This window comes from Streptomyces longwoodensis, from assembly GCF_001514125.1.
In the GTDB taxonomy this organism is placed as follows: domain Bacteria; phylum Actinomycetota; class Actinomycetes; order Streptomycetales; family Streptomycetaceae; genus Streptomyces; species Streptomyces longwoodensis.
The window spans coordinates 32,486-50,750 of sequence record NZ_KQ948558.1 but is presented as its reverse complement, the minus strand read 5'-3'; the positions used below and the strand labels follow the sequence as shown (position 1 = coordinate 50,750).

The following is an 18,265-nucleotide window of genomic DNA, read 5'->3' as shown; positions in this document are numbered from 1 at the left end:
CCCCTCGGGGGAGGGGTGGAGACCGTCCAGGACGTGCTGCCCGATCCGTAGACGTTCGGACGTTCGTCTGCAACTCTCTGAGCCGCCAGCGCAAAAAACTAACTGCGCCAACTCACTGCGCCTCCCCGTCGCCCCCGGCGACCGGGAGAGATCGAGGACCGATGACATTCCACCGATGGAGATCACGGGCCCTGAGCACCGTGATCGTGACCAGCCTCCTGACCCTGGGCGGCCCCGTGCTCGCCGCCCGGGCCGCCGGGGGCCCCAATCTCGCGCTCGGCGACCCCGCGTCGGCGAGCAGCGCCCAGAGCGGGTACGCGGCACCGAACATCACCGACGGCAACCAGGGCACGTACTGGGAGAGCGCGGGCTCCGGGCTCCCGCAGTGGGTGCAGACCGACCTGGGCACCACCGAGCGCGTCGACGAGGTCGTCCTGAAGCTGCCCGCGGGCTGGGAGAGCCGAGACCAGACCCTCTCCGTGCAGGGCAGCGCCGACGGGACCAGCTTCGCCACCCTGAAGACCAGCGCCACGTACACCTTCAGCCCCGCCTCCGCGAACACCGTTACGGTCGCCTTCCCGGCAACGCAGGCCCGGTTCGTGCGGATCGCCGTCACCGCCAACACCGGCTGGCGGGCGGCGCAGCTGTCCGAGCTCGAGGTGCACGCCGCCACCGGGTCGTCGGCCAACCTCGCCGCCGGCCGCACCCTGACCGCCAGCAGCACCACGCAGGTCTACGCCGCGGCCAACGCCAACGACGGCAACCGTGCCACGTACTGGGAGAGCTCCAACAACGCCCTGCCGCAGTGGCTCCAGGCCGACCTCGGCTCCTCCGTGCGGATCGACCGCGTCGTGCTGAAGTTGCCCGCCGCCTGGGAGACCCGCAGTCAGACGCTGAAGATCCAGGGCAGCACCAACGGCAGCGACTTCACCGACCTCACGGCGTCCAAGGCGTACGGCTTCGACCCCGCGAGCGGCAACGCGGCCACGATCTCCTTCGACGCCACCACCACCCGCTACATGCGCGTGCTGGTCACGGCCAACACGGTCCAGCCCGCCGCCCAGATCTCCGAACTGGAGGTCTACGGCCCGGAGGGCGGCGACACCCAGGCGCCCAGCGCCCCGGCCGGACTCGCCCTCACCGAGCCGGCCACCGGGCAGATCCGCCTCACCTGGAACGCCGCCACCGACAACGTCGGGGTGACCGGCTACGACGTCTACGCGAACGGCTCCCTGCTCAGCAGCGTCGGCGGGGACGTCACCACCTTCACCGACACCCGGCCCGCCGCCGAGACCGTGTCCTACTACGTGCGCGCGAGGGACGCGGCGGGCAACCAGTCCGCCAACAGCACCACCGTCACCCGCAAGGGCGACACCGGCGACACCCAGGCGCCGACCGCGCCCGGCAGCCTCGCCCTCACCGAACCCGGCGCCGGGAAGATCAAGCTGACCTGGACCGCCTCCACCGACAACGTCGGCGTGGCGACGTACGAGATCTACGCCAACAACGGCCTGCGGGCCACGGTCACGGGCGACGTCACCACGTACACCGACACCCAGCCCGCGACGAGCACCGTCACCTACGCGGTGCGGGCGAGGGACGCGGCCGGCAACCAGTCGGCGCCGAGCAACAGCGTCACCCGCAACGGCACCGGCGGTGGCGGCTCCAACCTGGCCGTCGGCAAGCCGATCAGCGCCTCCTCCGTGGTGCACACCTACGTCGCGGAGAACGCCGACGACAACGACCTCAGCACCTACTGGGAGGGCGCGGGCGGCAGTTACCCGAACACCCTCACCGTCAAGCTCGGTGCCAACGCCGACCTGGACCACCTGGTGCTCAAGCTCAACCCGGACGCAGCCTGGTCCCGGCGCACCCAGACCATCGAGGTCCTCGGCCGGGAGCAGAAGGCCGACGGCTTCACCTCCCTGGTGGCCGCGAAGGGCTACACCTTCGACCCGGCCGACGGCAACAGCGTCACGGTGCCCGTCGCGGCCCGCGTGGCCGACGTCCAGCTGAAGTTCACGGCCAACTCCGGCTCGTCCGCCGGGCAGCTCGCCGAGTTCCAGGTGATCGGCGTCCCCGCACCCAACCCCGACCTGGAGGTCACGGGGCTGACCGTGTCGCCCGCGGCGCCCGTGGAGTCGGACCCCCTGACCGTCTCGGCCACCGTACGCAACTCCGGCCCGGCCGACGCCCCGGCGAGCTCCCTGGCCGTGCGCCTGGGCGGCACCGAGGTCGCCACCGCGCAGGTCGGCCCGCTGGCGGCCGGCGCGCAGACCACCGTCACCGCGTCCCTGGGCCGGCGCGAGGCCGGCACCTACCCACTCAGCGCCGTCGCCGACGAGTCCAACGCGGTGATCGAGCAGAACGAGACCAACAACACCTACACCAGCCCCACTGCGCTCGTCGTCAAGCCGGTCGAGAGCGCCGACCTGGTGGCGTCGTCCGTCACCACCACGCCGTCCAGCCCGGCGGCCGGGGACACCGTCACCTTCAAGGTCACGCTGAAGAACCAGGGCAACAAGGCCAGCGCGGCGGGCAGCCACGGCGTCACGCTCACCCTCACCGACTCCCAGGGCGGCACCGTCAAGACCCTCAGCGGCGCGTACAGCGGCACCCTGGCCGCCGGCGCCTCCGCGGACGTGGAGCTCGGACCGTGGACCGCCGCCAACGGCTCGTACACGGTGCGGACGGTGATCGCCGACGACGCGAACGAGGTGCCGGTCAAGCGGCCCAACAACAGCGCCGCCCAGCCACTGTTCGTCGGCCGCGGCGCCCACATGCCGTACGACATGTACGAGGCGGAGGACGGCACGGCAGGCGGCGGGGCCACCGTCGTGGGCCCCAACCGGACCATCGGCGACATCGCCGGTGAGGCCTCCGGCCGCAAGGCGGTCAGCCTCGACGCGACCGGCGAGTACGTGGAGTTCACCACCCGCGCGGCGACCAACACGCTGGTGACCCGCTTCTCCGTCCCGGACGCGCCGGGCGGCGGGGGCATCGACTCGACGCTCGACGTCTACGTCGACGGGGTGTTCAAGAAGGCGCTCCCGCTGACCTCCAAGTACGCCTGGCTGTACGGCGCGGAGGCCTCACCCGGCAACTCGCCGAGCGCCGGGGCCCCGCGGCACATCTACGACGAGGCGCACGTCCTGCTCGGCGAGACCGTGCCCAAGGGCAGCCGCATCCGGCTGCAGAAGGACGCCGCCAACACCTCGACCTACGCGATCGACTTCGTCAACCTGGAGCAGGCCACCCCGGTCGCCAACCCCGACCCGGCCACGTACGCGGTGCCCACCGGCTTCACGCACCAGGCGGTGCAGGACGCCCTGGACAAGGTGCGCATGGACACCACGGGCAAGCTGGTCGGCGTCTACCTGCCGCCCGGCGACTACGAGACGTCGAGCAAGTTCCAGGTGTACGGCAAGGCGGTGCAGGTGGTCGGCGCCGGCCCCTGGTTCACCACCTTCCACGCCCCGGCGGCGCAGGAGAACACGGACATCGGCTTCCGTGCGGAGGCGTCGGCCAAGGGGTCGGTGTTCAAGGGCTTCGCCTACTTCGGCAACTACACCTCGCGCATCGACGGACCGGGGAAGGTGTTCGACTTCTCCAACGTGTCGGACATCGTCATCGACGACGTCTGGAACGAGCACATGGTGTGCCTGTACTGGGGCGCGAACACCGACCGGATGACCATCAAGAACTCCCGGATCCGGAACCTGTTCGCCGACGGCGTCAACATGACCAACGGCTCCACCGACAACCTCGTCACCAACAACGACGCGCGCGCCACCGGCGACGACAGCTTCGCGCTGTTCTCGGCGATCGACGCGGGCGGCGCGGACGAGAAGAACAACGTCTTCGAGAACCTGAGCACCACCCTGACCTGGCGGGCCGCGGGCGTGGCCGTGTACGGCGGGTACCACAACACCTTCCGCAACATCCACATCGCGGACACACTGGTCTACTCTGGGATCACCATCTCCTCGCTGGACTTCGGCTATCCGATGAACGGCTTCGGGACCGATCCGACGACGTTCGAGAACATCTCCGTGGTGCGGGCCGGCGGTCACTTCTGGGGCCAGCAGACCTTCCCGGGGATCTGGCTGTTCTCGGCCTCGAAGGTGTTCCAGGGGATCCGGGTGAACCACGTCGACATCGTCGATCCCACCTACAGCGGCATCATGTTCCAGACGCAGTACCTCAACGGCCAGCCGGTGAACCCGATCAAGGACACCGTGTTCACGGACATCTCCATCACCGGGGCGCGCAAGAGCGGTGACGCCTTCGACGCCAAGTCCGGCTTCGGCCTGTGGGCCAACGAGATGCCCGAGCCGGGCCAGGGCCCGGCGGTCGGTGAAGTGACGTTCAACGGGCTCGAGATGAGCAACAACGCCGTCGACGTCCGCAACACCACCTCCACCTTCAAGATCAACACCAACCCCTGACGGCGGGCGCCGCGCAGGCGCTGCCGTGTCCACTCAGGCCGGTGCGAGCTCCGTGGGGGGCTTGCACCGGCCCGTCCGCGTGTGCCGGTGGGCGGACACCTCACGGAGCGCCGTCTTCCATGTTCTGTCGAGGAATTACGAAATCTGCGCGCGATATTGCGTTCCCTTGCTGGCGGTGGTTGAGTGTGCGACGCCCCACCACGCACCGGCGACGGGGCCACCTCATCGTTCCTGCCGAAGGGGAACCACCCATGAGAACAGCCCGGCTCCGCCGTACCCGCCGCACCGGCGCGGTCGTCGTCGTCTCCGCCCTCGCGCTCAGCGCCCTGGCCGCCTGCGGCACGAGCAGCAGCAGCGACGACAGCGGCAACTCCGGCAGCGGGTCCTCGGACCCGGCCGCGCCGCTGGACCCGAAGACCAAGGTGACGATCACCATCGACTGCATGCCGCCGGCGGCCAAGGCGGCCGAGCTGAAGGAGTGGAAGGAGGACGTCGCGGCGTTCAACAAGACCTACCCGAACGTCACGATCGAGGGCCGCTCTACCCCCGGCCAGTGCCTGGAGCCGCCGCGGTTCACCGCGATGCTCAAGGCCAAGTCGCAGCCGGACGTGTTCTACACGTACTTCACCGACCTGCCGCAGGTGCTCGACAACGACGGCGCCGAGGACATCACCGCCTACGTCACCGACAAGACGGTGCCCGCGCTCAAGGACATCGACCCGAACGTCCTCGGCTCGCTCAAGCAGGACGGCAAGCTGTACGGGCTGCCCACCAGCAACTACACGATGGGCCTGCTCATCAACCGCAAGCTCTTCCGCCAGGCCGGCCTCGACCCCGACAACCCGCCGCGCACCTGGGAGGACGTCCGCGCCGCGGCCAAGAAGATCGCCGGGCTCGGCAAGGGCATCGCCGGCTACGGCGACTACAGCGCGGCCAACACCGGCGGCTGGCACTTCACGGCGGCCGTGTACAGCCTCGGCGGCGACGTCGTGGACTCCAGTGGCAAGAAGGCCGCCTTCAACGACGCCATCGGCAAGCAGGTAGCGCAGAACCTCCACGCGATGCGCTGGGAGGACGACAGCATGGGCAAGACCCAGCTGCTGAAGTGGGGTGACCTCCAGAAGCAGATCGCCACCGACAAGCTCGGCATGTTCCTCGCCGCCCCCGACGACATCGCCTACATGGTCCAGCAACTGGGCGCCACCTACGAGAACTTCGGCATGGGTCCGATCCCCGGCGGCAAGAACACGCTGGCCGGCGGCAACAACTACATGATCAAGAAGGGCATCTCCGGCGACAAGATCAAGGCCGCGATCGCCTGGCTGAACTACAAGAACCTCACCGTCGGCAAGGGCCAGTTCGACTGGGCGCGCACCAAGGCGGACAAGCTCCCCGTCGGCGTCCCGCAGCCCAACTTCTGGCTGGGCGAGTCCAAGAAGCAGGACGACGCCGCCCGCACGGCCAACGCCACCATGCCGGTCGCCAACTTCAAGACCTTCATGGACAACCCGGTGGCCGGCAAGGCGGAGCCGCCGAAGGCCCAGGAGATCTACAAGGTCCTCGACAACGTCATGTCGGGCATCCTCACCGACAAGGACGCCGACATCGACAAGCTGCTGTCCACGGCCGAGTCGCAGGTCAACCAGGTCCTCGCCAACCAGTGACCGCCCCCGGCGGGGGCGGACCCCGAGCGGTCCGCCCCCGCCGGCCAGCACGCACCGAGGAGCGACGATGTCGGCCCCCAGCCTGACCCCGAGCACCACTGACGCCCCCCGCCGCACCCTGCCCCGCCGGGCGGGCCCCCCGCCGAGCCGGGACCGTTTCACCAGGAGCCTGCGCCGCAACCTCACCGCGCACGCCTTCCTCATCGGCGCCCTGGTGTGCTTCGCGGTCTTCTCCTGGTACCCGATGGTCCGCGAGTTCGGCCTCGCCTTCCAGAAGACCGAGTCGGGCCACACCCGCTGGGTCGGGCTGGACAACCTCACCACGGTCGTCAACGACCCGGCGTTCTGGCAGGCCTGGCGCAACACCGCCCTGTTCACCGTGCTGGCCCTGGTGTTCGGCTTCGCGGTGCCGTTCGTCGCCGCCCTCGTCATCAACGAGTTCCGCCACGGCCAGGCCTACCTGCGGCTGCTCGTCTACCTGCCGGTGATGCTGCCCCCGGTCGCCTCGGTGCTGCTGTTCAAGTACCTCTACGACCCCGGGTACGGCCTGCTCAACGAGGTGCTGCGGTTCCTGCACCTGCCCGAGCAGCAGTGGCTGCAGGACGCGGACCTCTCCATGCTGTCCGTCGTGATCGCCGCGACCTGGATGAACATGGGCGGCGCCGCGCTGATCTACCTGGCCGCGCTGCAGAACATCCCCGGCGAGCTGTACGAGGCGGCCGAACTCGACGGCGCCGGCCTGCTGCGCAAGATCTGGTACGTCACCATCCCGCAGACCCGGCTGATCCTGTCGCTGATGCTGCTCATGCAGATCATCGCCACCATGCAGGTCTTCGTCGAGCCGTTCCTGCTCACCGGGGGCGCCGGACCCGAGGGCTCGACCACCACGGTCGTCTACCTCATCTACCAGTACGCCTTCAACTTCAACAACTACGGCGCCGCGGCCGCGCTCGGCCTGCTCCTGCTCGTCCTGCTCGCCGGTTTCTCGGCGGCGTACGCCAGGCTCAGCCGCGCCGACGACGAGTGACCCGGGGGAGACCGCCATGTCCCAACGCACCCTCATCTCACCGGCCCAGCTCGCCAGGCCCCGCGGGAAGATCGTCTACTGGACGGTGTTCGCGGTGGTCGTCACCGGCTTCACGCTGGTCTTCCTGGGCCCGCTGTACTGGATGATCTCCAGTGGCTTCAAGGACAGCCAGGAGGTGGTCCAGACGCCCCCGACCTGGGTGCCGAAGTCGTTCAGCCCGGGCAACTACTCGCACGCCTGGGAGGTCATGGACCTCTCCACGCTGCTGCTCAACACGCTGTACTACGCCTTCGGCGCGCTCGCCTTCCAGCTCGTGCTGGACGTCGCCGCCGCCTACTCGCTGTCCAGGCTGCGGCCGGTGTTCGGCAAGGCCATCCTCGGGATGATGCTCGCCACGCTGATGATCCCGGCGACGGTGCTGGTCGTGCCGCAGTACCTGACCGTCCTCGACGTGCCGATCGTGCAGCGCAACCTGCTCAACTCACCGTGGGCGATCTGGCTGCCGTCCGTCACCAACGCGTTCAACATCTTCCTGCTCAAGCGGTTCTTCGACTCCATCCCGCAGGAACTGCTGGACGCGGCCGCCATGGACGGCGCGTCCCCGATGCGCGTGCTGTGGTCCGTCGTGCTGCCCATCTCCCGGCCCGTCCTCGGGGTGGTGTCGATCTTCGCGGTCGTCGGCATCTGGAAGGACTTCCTGTGGCCGATGCTGACCCTGCCCGACCCCTCCAAACAGACCCTCAACGTCGGCATCTACTCGCTGTCCAACGGCGTGCCCGTGAACGTCCTCATCGCGGCGCTCACCATCGCCTCCATCCCGACGCTGCTGCTGTTCCTGGTGTTCCAGCGCAACATCATGAGCGGGCTCACCGCCGGCGGCCTCAAGGGCTGACGCCCGCCGCTCCAGGGGCCCAGGCCCCCGCCGGCACGGCCACGCACCCCTGCCGCAGGCCCGTACCGCGCACCCCACCCATGCCTTCGCCGCCGGTCCGTCCGACGCCCCGCAGCCTCCGGGCCGGCGGCGAAGCACCACCCCTGCCCGAAAGGACCGTTTCACGTGGCAGCCCCTCACCCGCCCCGCACCGACTCCTGGTGGCGAGACGCCGTCATCTACCAGATCTACCCGCGCAGCTTCGCCGACGGAGACGGCGACGGCACCGGGGACCTCGCGGGCGCCCGGGCGAGACTGTCCCACCTCGCCGAACTCGGCGTGGACGCCGTGTGGTTCACCCCCTGGTACGCCTCACCGATGGTCGACGGGGGCTACGACGTCGCCGACTACCGCGCCGTCGACCCGGCCTTCGGCACCCTCCAGGAGGCGGAGAAACTCATCGCCCAGGCCGCCGAGATGGGCATCCGGGTGATCGTCGACATCGTCCCCAACCACGTCTCCGACCAGCACGCATGGTTCCGCGCCGCGCTGGAGGCCGGGCCGGGCAGCCCCGAGCGGGAGCTGTTCCACTTCCGCCCCGGCCGCGGCGCGGACGGCGAAGTCCCGCCCAACGACTGGCCGTCGCAGTTCGCCGGGCCCACCTGGACCCGGGTCCCCGACGGTGAGTGGTACCTGCACCTGTTCACGCCCGAGCAGCCGGACCTCAACTGGGCCCACCCGGCCGTGCGCCGTGAGCACGAGGACATCCTCAGGTTCTGGTTCGAACGCGGGGTGGCCGGGGTGCGCATCGACTCCGCGGCCCTGCTCGTCAAGGACCCGGCGCTCGCCGACTTCACCGAGGGCGTCGACCCCCACCCGTACATCGACCAGGACGGGCTGCACGACGTCTACCGCTCCTGGCGCCGGATCGCCGACGAGTACGGCGCCGTGTTCGTCGGCGAGGTCTGGCTCCCCGACGCCGAGCGCTTCGCCCGCTACCTGCGCCCCGACGAGCTGCACACCGCCTTCAACTTCACCTTCCTGACCTGCCCCTGGGACGCGGGCCGGCTGCGACGCGCGATCGACGACACCCTCGCCGAGCACGCGCCCGTGGGCGCCCCCGCCACCTGGGTGCTGTGCAACCACGACGTGACCCGCACGGTCACCCGCTACGGCCGCGAGGACACCGCGTTCGACTTCGCCACCAAGGCGTTCGGCACGCCCACCGACCTGGAACGGGGCACCCGGCGCGCCCGGGCCGCCGCGCTGCTGACCCTGGCGCTGCCCGGCTCCGTCTACCTCTACCAGGGCGAGGAACTGGGCCTGCCCGAGGCCGAGGTGCCGCTCGACCGCATCCAGGACCCCATGCACTTCCGTTCCGGTGGCACCGACCCGGGCCGGGACGGCTGCCGCATCCCGCTGCCCTGGGAGGCGGACGCCCCGCACGCCGGCTTCGGCCCGGGCGCGGAGCCCTGGCTGCCGCAGCCCGAGGGCTGGGCCGGCTACGCCGTCGACCGGCAGAGCCGGGACCCGGACTCGATGCTCTCCCTGTACCGCACGGCCCTGGCCCTGCGCCGCGCCGAACCGGGCTTCGGCGACGGCCCGTTGACCTGGCTCCCCGCACCGGCCGACGTCCTGGCCTTTACCCGCCCGGCCGACCTGCTCTGCGTCGTCAACCTCTCCGCTGCCCCGGTGGACCTGCCACCCCACGACCGCGTACTCCTGGCCAGCGGGCCATTGACGGCGGACGGCGGACTACCGGGCGACACGGCGGTGTGGCTGCGCACGGAGTAGCCCCCGGGGGCGGCGCATCCTCACCGGTGTGCAGGAGGGGCCCGTCGCGCGCGGGGGCGGCCCCCGACCTGCCTCTCGGGTTCGTCACCGTGGCCGACGTGTACCGTCTGCGGACGCAGCACAACGGAACGCTGCCTGGACGGTGGCCCGTCGGCAGGAGGGCGGTTCCGCCGACGGGCGACACGCCCCTGGCCTCACTGCTGCTTGGTGTCCTGCGTGACCTGCTGTGTGGAGTCGCGGGCCTGTTCGGCGACCGTGCCGGCCTGGTCGCGGGCCTCGTCCTGGGTGGTGCGCAGTGCCTCCTGCGCGGTGCCCTTGACCTCGTCGGCCGCGGACTGCGCCGCGTCCCTGGCGTGCTCCTTGAGGTGCTGCGCGGAGTCGAGGGCGGCCTGCTTGACGGGTTCGAGGGACTCCTTGCCCTGTTCGACGAGCGAGGAGGCGGCCTGCTCCTCCGTTTCCGTCGTGGGCAGGAGGGACGAGGCCAGGACCCCGACGCCGAAGGCGATCAGACCGGCGGCCAGCGGATGTCCCTGGGTCTGCCGCCGGGCCTGCTCGGGCGCCTGGGTGAGCATCTCACCCGCCTGCTGGGCGGCGTCGCGCGTCGTGTCGGTCACCTGCCCGGCGCCGTCCTGCAGCGAGCCCGCCGCGGAGCGGGCGCCGCCCGCGAGGCCGTGCGCGGTGTCGGAGGCCGAACCCATGATCTGCTCCTTGAAGCCGGTGAAGGTGCCGCGCACGCGCTCGGTGCGGCGACGCACCATGTGCCGGGGGCTGGCGTGGTCGGCGAGCCGGCTGACGTCGTCGGACAGGCGGTCGCGGGTGGCGTTGATCTCCGCCCTCACTTGGTCGGGTGACGTGCCCATCGGGTGTTCTCCTTCATCGTTTCGACGGTCCGCTCCGGAGTGGGGGAGACGGTGCGCATCCGGGAGCGGCCCTGTGTGTAGAGCACGCCCGCGATCACGGCCCAGACGGCGGTGACGATCAGGGCCGCCCAGCCACCGTCCATCACGTTGGACAGGCCCAGGACGGCGGCGAGGGACAGGAACAGCAGCACCATGTAGCCGGCGAAGCCGGCGCCGCCGTACATGCCCGCCGCCTTGCCCGCCTTGGTGGCCTCCTGCTTGACCTCGGCCTTCGCCAGCTCCACCTCCTGCTGGAACAGGGTCTGCAGGTCCGAGGTCACCCGCGACAGCAGGACGCCCACGGAGGGCTCCTCGCCGTAGGAGACCGCGCGGTCCGGCTGGGGGGACGACGCCATGTCACACCCCCGGGTGCGGAGGCGTGAGGCCGGCCGGGCCGGCGGTCGCGGGCGGGACGGGCGGCGGCGCCGCGGGGACGGGCGGAACGGCCGGCGGGGGAGTCGCCCCGGCCGGCTGGGCCGGCGTCCACTGCCCCGAGCCCGGGGCGGGCGCCGGTACGTCCGGCTCCGGCGTGCCCGCGGCCGGCAGTGCCGCTGCGGCCTGCTCCTGCCCCGAGCCGGCCGACTGCGCGGCCCTGCTCGCCGACTTCCCCAGGCGTCCCGCGGCCAGACCGGCCACCAGCGCGCCGCCCAGGAACAGCCCCGGGCGCCGTCGGGCGAAGCGCTGGACGTCGCCGACGATGCCCTCGACGCCGTGCTGGTCCACGTAGTCGGCCGCGCGGTGCCCGCGGTCGGCCAGCTGCGCGGTGAGACTGCGCGCGGGGGTGTCCCCGGGGGCGTTGTCCGCCAGCTCGGCGAGGTCGTGGGCCCACTGCCGCAGCACCCCGGCGGCCCGTTTGGTCTGCCCCTCGGCCTCGTCCATGACGCGGCCCCGCAGGTCCCCGACGACCGAGCCGGCCTGCTGCCGTACCTCGTCGGCGACGGTCTTCGCCTGCTCCGCGGCCGTGCTCGCGACCTGGCCCGCGGCCTGGCGCGTCTGGCCGGCCGTGGCAGTCGTCTCCGCCCGGACCGACTCCCCGACCTGTTGCAGCCTTCCGCTGTTCTCCGGTACGGACTGACTCATGCCGCTCTCCTCACCACCGGTGCATGCCGTTCATGAACCTTTGGTGACGAGTGACTTGATACGCCCGATTCACTCGCGATCGTCGGAAAATATCCGCGGGGCGGTCAGCGCGACCCTAGTAGCTGTCGTACGTCGGCTCGCCGTTCGTCCGGTAGACGGCGAGGACCGTGCCGCTCTTGGTCGTCGTGACGCTGACCGGCTCCAGTGCGGTGGGGACCGCCCCGTCGGCGAACAGCCGCTTGCCGCTGCCGATGATCACCGGGTGGACGGTCAGCCGGTACTCGTCGACGAGGCCGTGCCGCATGAGGGTCTGGGCGAGGTCGCCGCTGCCCACGACGTTGATGTCACCGCCTTCGGACGCCTTCAGCGCGCGGACGGCGTCGACGACGTCGCCCTCCAGCAGGCTGGAGTTCTGCCAGTCGACGGACGTGAGGGTCCGGGAGGCCACGTACTTGTGCATCGCGTTCATCCGCTCGGTGAACGGGTTGCCGGGGTCCGCGGTCGGCCAGTACGACGCGAAGATCTCGTACGTCTTGCGGCCGAGCAGCATCGCGTCGGCGGGCTCGTACCAGCCGGCGATGGCTTCGCCGACCTCGTCGTCGGACACCGGCTTCTGCCAGCCGCCGTGCTCGAACCCGCTGGTGGGGTCCTCGTCCGGGCCGCCCGGTGCCTGCATGACGCCGTCGAGGGTGAGGAACGTGCAAACGATGACCTTGCGCATGGTGCGCTCCTTTCGTCGAGGAGGTAGACCGCGGGGTCGTCGGAAACTCATCGGCGGCGGCGCCGGGCGCCCCCCGGCGAGGGGGCGCGTGCTCAGCGGCCGCCCGTCCGGTCCGCCGACGGCGTCCCCGTGCCCAGCAGGGCCGACAGCTGCGGGGAGTACGTGGCGTGCAGCACCAGCGCCGCACTCCCGACGACCGCCGCGTCCACCCCGAGCCAGGACGCCTCGACGCCGACGACCCGTACGTGCCGCGACAGCGGGCGCCGGGCCAGCGTGGCGGCGACGACTTCCACGTAGCGCGACTCGACGTGCTGGATGCCGTGGCCGCCCAGGACGATCAGGTCCACGTCGAGGAAGTTGGCGATGTCGACCGCGACCGAGGCCACGTGCTCGGCGCTCTCGTCGACGACCGCGGCGGCGACCGGGTCGCCCGCGGCCGCGGCCAGACCGATGGCGGGGTGGTCGACGGCCTCGGGGTCCTGCGCGTAGGCCCGGGCCAGGGCGCTGTCCGGGTGGGCTCCGGCGGCGAGCCTGCGGTGCACCTCGGCCACGATGGCGGTGGGGTTGACCAGCCGCTCCAGACAGCCCCGGTTCCCGCAGTAGCACTCCGGGCCGTCGGGCAGCACCGAGGAGTGCCCGAACTCGCCCGCGTTCAGTGAACCGCCCCGGTACACCTGGTGGTTGAGGATGAGGCCGCCGCCGACGCCGGTGCCGAAGTAGAAGTAGGCGAAGTCCGCCACGCCCCGGCCCGCCCCCGACCAGCGCTCACCGACCGCGGCCGCGGTGGCGTCGTTGTCGAGGGTCACCGGCAGTCCCGTCGCCTCGCTGAGCATGCGCTGCACGGGGACCCGGGTCCAGCCGGTCAGCTGCGGCGCGCCGACGATCGCGCCCTGTTCGAGGTCGATCGGCCCGGGGGTGGCCAGTCCGAGGCCGAGGATCTTGTCGCGGTCGACGCCCGTCTCCGCCAGGACGTCGGCGACCAGCTCGGCCATGGCCTTGACGACCTGGGGCGGGTCTGCGTCCGGGTGTGTGGGCCGCCTCTTGACGAGCAGCGGACGGCCCAGCAGGTCCACCACGGTGCAGCTGAGCTGCACGGGGTCGAAGTGCAGGCCCACGGCGCTGCCCGCCTCGGCGTTGACGCGCAGCGTGGTGCGGGGCTTGCCGCCGCTGGCCACCCTGCTCGCGCCGTCCTCGCGGACGATGCCCTCGTCCAGCAGCCGGCGCACGATGCCCGACACCGTCTGGGGTGTGAGGCCGGTGTGCTCGGCGATCTCGACGCGGCTGATGCCGTCGGCGAGCTGGATCTGGTCGAGCACGACGGCCCTGTTGTAGCGCCCGACCTTGGGAAGGTTCGTTCCTGCCTGCCGCACCTGCGGTCCTCTCTCGTTGCCCCCCACCAACCTATCTCCACCAGGCCATTGACTTAGTAAAACAAATGGATTTAGTGTCCGGTGCCGCAGCAGACGAAATCTCGGACACGCCCCCGCGGGGCTGTGTCATCGGAGGCAAGTTGATGTCCATGCAATGCCGCAGGACCGGAGGTCCGTGGACGCCGGTGCGCGTTCCGGGCGGTGGGGAGCGCCGCCCATGACGCCCACCCGCCCGAACCTCCTGGAGATGCGGTCGATCACCAAGACGTTCCCCGGCGTCACCGCGCTCGCCGACGTCAACCTCGTCGTGCGGGAGGGCGAGATCCACGCGATCTGCGGGGAGAACGGCGCCGGCAAGTCCACGCTGATGAAGGTGCTCAGCGGGGTCCACCCGCACGGCAGTTACTCCGGCGACATCGTCTACCGGGGCGAACAGGTCCGCTTCCACGACATCCGGGCCAGCGAACAGGCGGGCATCGTCATCATCCACCAGGAGCTCGCCCTGGTCCCCGGGATGTCGATCACCGAGAACCTCTTCCTCGGCAACGAGCCCCGCCGCCGCGGCGCCATCGACTGGAAGACGGCCCAGCGCCGGGCGCTCGAGCTGATGGAACAGGTCGGACTGCGCGAGGACCCCGACACCCTCATCAAGGACATCGGTGTCGGCAAGCAGCAACTCGTCGAGATCGCCAAGGCGTTCGCCAAGGACGTCAAGCTGCTCATCCTCGACGAGCCCACCGCGGCCCTCAACGAGGACGACTCCCGGCACCTGCTCGACCTGCTGCGCGGCTTCCGGGAGCGCGGCATCACCTCGATCATGATCTCGCACAAGCTGAACGAGATCGAGGCCGTCGCCGACACCATCACCATCCTGCGCGACGGCCGCACCATCGAGAGCCTCGACGTGCACGGCGACGGCGTCGACGAGGACCGCATCGTGCGCGGCATGGTGGGCCGCGAGCTCGCCAGCCGCTTCCCCGACCGTACGCCCGACGTCGGCGAGGTCTTCTTCGAGGTGCGCGACTGGACGGTGCGCCACCCCGCCTCGGACGAACGCATGGTGTGCAAGGGCTCCTCGTTCCACGTCCGCCGCGGGGAGATCGTCGGCTTCGCCGGGCTCATGGGTGCCGGCCGCACCGAGCTCGCCATGAGCCTGTTCGGACGCTCCTACGGCACCTGGCTGTCCGGACGGGTCTTCAAGGACGGCACGGAGATCCGCCTGAAGACCGTCGCGGACGCCATCCGCCACGGACTGGCCTACGTCAGCGAGGACCGCAAGTCCATCGGCCTCAACCTGCTCGACGACATCAAGACCTCGATGGTGTCCGCGAAGCTGTCGAAGATCACCCGGCGCCGGGTGATCGACCCGGTGCGCGAACACCGGGTGGCCGAGGAGTACCGCCAGAGCCTGCGCATCAAGACGCCCAGCGTCGACGAGGGCGTCGTCAAGCTCTCCGGCGGCAACCAGCAGAAGGTCGTCCTGGCGAAGTGGATGTTCACCGACCCGGACCTGCTGATCCTCGACGAGCCGACCCGGGGCATCGACGTCGGGGCCAAGTTCGAGATCTACCGGATCATCCAGCAGCTCGTCGCCCAGGGCAAAGGGGTGATCGTCATCTCCTCCGAACTGCCCGAACTGATCGGCCTGTGCGACCGCATCTACACGGTGTTCGAGGGCGCCGTCACCGGCGAGGTGGCCCGCGCCGACGCCGACCCCGAAGTCCTCATGAAGCAGATGACCGCGACGAAGAAGAGCCGAACGCCATGAGCCGCATCACCGACCTGCAGAAGAACCTCTTCGGAGGCACGACCTCCAACGCCCGCCAGTTCGGCATGATCTTCACCCTGGTGGCCATCGTCCTGCTGTTCCAGATCTGGACCGGCGGGCTGACGCTGACCTCCGGCAACCTCATCGCCGTGGTCAGCCAGTACTCCTACATCCTGATCCTGGCCATCGGCATGCTGATGGTGATCGTCGCCGGGCACATCGACCTGTCGGTCGGCTCGGTCGCGGCCTTCACCGGCATCGTCGTCGCCAAGGCCATGCAGGAGCACGACGTCCCCTGGCCCCTCGGCATCCTGCTCGGCCTGCTCGTCGGCGCGGCCATCGGCGCCTGGCAGGGCTTCTGGGTCGCCTACATCGGCGTACCGGCGTTCATCGTCACCCTGGCCGGGATGCTGCTGTTCCGCGGCGGCAACCAGTACATCGGCAACGCCGACACCGTCCCCGTGCCCGAGGGCTTCCGCAAGATCGGGGCCGGTTTCCTCCCCGAGGTCGGGCCCGACACCGGCTACAACAACCTCACGCTGCTGCTCGGCGTCGCCGCCTGCGCGGGGGTGGTGTGGCGCGAGTGGAAGGCGCGCCGGACCCGGCTGGAGATGAAGGCCGACACGGCACCCCTGTGGGTCGCGGGCGTCCGCCTGACCGTCATGCTCGGCGTCATCGTCTTCGCCACGCTGCGCTTCGCCGGCGGCCGGGTCGGCACCAGCCTGCCCATCTCCGGCATCATCCTGATCGTCCTCGTCCTGGCCTACTCGCACTACACCCGCAACACCATCGGCGGCCGCCACATCTACGCGGTCGGCGGCAACGCACGGGCGGCCGAACTGTCCGGCGTGAAGCTCAAGCGGGTCAACTTCTTCGTCATGATGAACATGTCGGTGCTGGCCGCGCTGGCCGGCATGATCTTCGTGGCGCGGTCCTCCGCCTCCGGCCCGCAGGACGGCCTCAGCTGGGAACTCGACGCCATCGCGGCCGTGTTCATCGGCGGCGCGGCGGTCTCCGGCGGCCTGGGCACCGTCAGCGGCTCCATCGTCGGCGGCCTGGTGATGGCCCTGCTCAACAACGGCCTCCAACTCGAGGGCGTCGGCTCGGACATGGTGCAGATCATCAAGGGCCTCGTCCTGCTGCTGGCCGTCGCCTTCGACGTCTACAACAAGAGCCGCGGGCGTTTCTCCATCACCGGGACACTGATGCGGCCCTTCCGGCGGGACGACCCGCCCGGGACGGCGCCCGTCCCGGCCCAGGCCCCCGACGCCGACACGGCCAAGGTGGCCGGCTGACCGGCCGGCCGTACTCCGAGCGGTGCCGGCGCGCCCCACCGCGGCCCGCCCCCGCCCGTCCCCGACGGCCGGTCACCCGGCCCCCTGACAGCCGGGTGACCGGCTCATCCCCCCGCGACCAGGTTCCGCCCCGCACGCACGAAGGGTTCTCCACCACCATGCGCACCTCCCTCATCAGAACCGTCGCCGCCGTCGGCGCCGCCGCCCTGCTCACCCTCGGCACGGCCTGCTCCAACGAACGCGAGGGCGCCTCCGGCAGCGACAGCGCCGACGGCAAGGGCTTCGCCAAGGACTCCCTGATCGGGGTCGCCCTGCCCTCCAAGACCTCGGAGAACTGGGTGCTCGCCGGCGACCTGTTCACCAACGGCCTCAAGGACGCCGGGTTCAAGGCCGACGTCCAGTACGCGGGAGCCTCGACCACGGTCGCCGACCAGCAGGCGCAGATCTCCTCCATGGTCACCAAGGGCGCCAAGGTCATCGTCATCGGCGCCACCGACGCCTCCCAGCTCGCCACCCAGGTCAAGCAGGCCAAGGACGAGGGCGCCGTCGTCATCGCCTACGACCGGCTCATCACCAACACCCCGGACGTCGATTACTACATCGCCTTCGACAACTTCAAGGTCGGCCAGCTCCAGGGCCAGGCCCTCGTCGACGGCATGAAGGCCAAGAAGCCCAAGGGACCGTGGACGATCGAGCTGTTCTCCGGCTCGCCGGACGACAACAACTCCAAGGTGTTCTTCGACGGCGCGATGCAGGTGCTCAAGCCCCTCATCGACAAGGGCGACATCGTTGTCGGCTCGGGCCAGACCGACATCAAGCAGACCGCGATCCAGGGCTGGAAGGCCGAGAACGCGCAGCAGCGCATGGACTCCCTGCTGACGTCCGCCTACGGCGGCAAGAAGACCCTGGACGGCGTGCTGTCCCCGAACGACACGCTGGCCCGCGCCATCCTCACCTCGGTGAAGGGCGCCGGCAAGCCCGTCCCGGTCGTCACCGGCCAGGACTCCGAGGTCGAGTCGGTCAAGTCGATCATGGCCGGGGAGCAGTACTCGACCATCAACAAGGACACCCGCAAGCTCGTCGCGGAGACCGTGGGCATGGTCAAGGCGCTGCAGAAGGGCGACAAGCCGACCATCAACGACACCAAGTCCTACGACAACGGTGTCAAGGTCGTGCCGTCCTACCTCCTGCCGCCCGTGATCGTCACGAAGCAGAACGCCGCCCAGGCCTACGCCAACGACCCGAAGCTGGCGCCGCTCACCAAGTAGCCGCCGCCGGAGCCGTCACCCGAGCCGTCGCCCGCCCCGTGTTCGTGGGGGCGGGCGACG

The 18,265-nt window shown here is 70.5% G+C and carries 13 protein-coding genes; 8 read left to right on the top strand and 5 right to left on the bottom strand.

Annotation, left to right across the window (positions count from 1 at the left end; all coding sequences use genetic code 11):
* Positions 1–161 precede the first annotated feature (161 nt).
* The 5 genes from AQJ30_RS24770 to AQJ30_RS24750 all read left to right on the top strand — a co-directional run bounded on the left by AQJ30_RS24770 (position 162) and on the right by AQJ30_RS24750 (position 9,804).
* On the top strand, positions 162–4,448 hold the full coding sequence (locus tag AQJ30_RS24770) for a discoidin domain-containing protein (protein ID WP_079084277.1): 4,287 nt from the start codon (positions 162–164) through the stop codon (positions 4,446–4,448).
* A gap of 251 nt (positions 4,449–4,699) precedes the next feature.
* A complete protein-coding gene (locus AQJ30_RS24765; protein WP_067238133.1) occupies positions 4,700–6,112 on the top strand; it encodes an extracellular solute-binding protein in 1,413 nt (470 codons plus the stop codon).
* Positions 6,113–6,179: 67 nt separating this feature from the next.
* A complete protein-coding gene (locus AQJ30_RS24760; RefSeq protein WP_067238130.1) occupies positions 6,180–7,139 on the top strand; it encodes a carbohydrate ABC transporter permease in 960 nt (319 codons plus the stop codon).
* Between the two features lie 16 nt (positions 7,140–7,155).
* A complete protein-coding gene (locus AQJ30_RS24755) occupies positions 7,156–8,031 on the top strand; it encodes a carbohydrate ABC transporter permease (protein WP_067238126.1) in 876 nt (291 codons plus the stop codon).
* Positions 8,032–8,196: 165 nt separating this feature from the next.
* Positions 8,197–9,804, top strand: coding sequence for a glycoside hydrolase family 13 protein (locus AQJ30_RS24750; protein ID WP_067238123.1), 1,608 nt, complete (start codon positions 8,197–8,199; stop codon positions 9,802–9,804).
* Between the two features lie 194 nt (positions 9,805–9,998).
* Here AQJ30_RS24750 and AQJ30_RS24745 read toward each other — a convergent pair whose 3' ends face one another.
* The 5 genes from AQJ30_RS24745 to AQJ30_RS24725 form a co-directional block, all read right to left on the bottom strand.
* Positions 9,999–10,664 (bottom strand): DUF3618 domain-containing protein, encoded by a 666-nt coding sequence (locus AQJ30_RS24745; protein WP_067238120.1) that lies wholly within the window; start codon positions 10,662–10,664, stop codon positions 9,999–10,001.
* Entirely contained in the window at positions 10,640–11,059 is a 420-nt protein-coding gene (locus AQJ30_RS24740; protein WP_067238117.1) for a phage holin family protein, read from the bottom strand. The genes AQJ30_RS24745 and AQJ30_RS24740 overlap by 25 nt, the downstream gene beginning before the upstream one ends.
* Position 11,060: 1 nt before the next feature.
* Entirely contained in the window at positions 11,061–11,783 is a 723-nt protein-coding gene (locus AQJ30_RS24735) for a hypothetical protein (protein ID WP_067238114.1), read from the bottom strand.
* 115 nt (positions 11,784–11,898) lie between these two features.
* On the bottom strand, positions 11,899–12,504 hold the full coding sequence (locus AQJ30_RS24730; RefSeq protein ID WP_067238111.1) for a dihydrofolate reductase family protein: 606 nt from the start codon (positions 12,502–12,504) through the stop codon (positions 11,899–11,901).
* A 92-nt stretch (positions 12,505–12,596) separates the two neighbouring features.
* A complete protein-coding gene (locus AQJ30_RS24725) occupies positions 12,597–13,874 on the bottom strand; it encodes an ROK family transcriptional regulator (protein ID WP_067238109.1) in 1,278 nt (425 codons plus the stop codon).
* A gap of 217 nt (positions 13,875–14,091) precedes the next feature.
* Here AQJ30_RS24725 and mmsA point away from each other — a divergent pair, with 217 nt between their 5' ends.
* The 3 genes from mmsA to AQJ30_RS24710 all read left to right on the top strand — a co-directional run bounded on the left by mmsA (position 14,092) and on the right by AQJ30_RS24710 (position 18,205).
* Positions 14,092–15,642 (top strand): multiple monosaccharide ABC transporter ATP-binding protein, encoded by a 1,551-nt coding sequence (mmsA, locus tag AQJ30_RS24720; RefSeq protein WP_067238106.1) that lies wholly within the window; start codon positions 14,092–14,094, stop codon positions 15,640–15,642.
* Entirely contained in the window at positions 15,639–16,937 is a 1,299-nt protein-coding gene (gene mmsB / locus AQJ30_RS24715) for a multiple monosaccharide ABC transporter permease (RefSeq protein WP_067238103.1), read from the top strand. Before mmsA ends, mmsB begins: the two co-directional genes overlap by 4 nt.
* 158 nt (positions 16,938–17,095) lie before the next feature.
* A complete protein-coding gene (locus AQJ30_RS24710) occupies positions 17,096–18,205 on the top strand; it encodes a substrate-binding domain-containing protein (RefSeq protein WP_067238100.1) in 1,110 nt (369 codons plus the stop codon).
* The last annotated feature ends 60 nt before the right edge of the window (positions 18,206–18,265 follow it).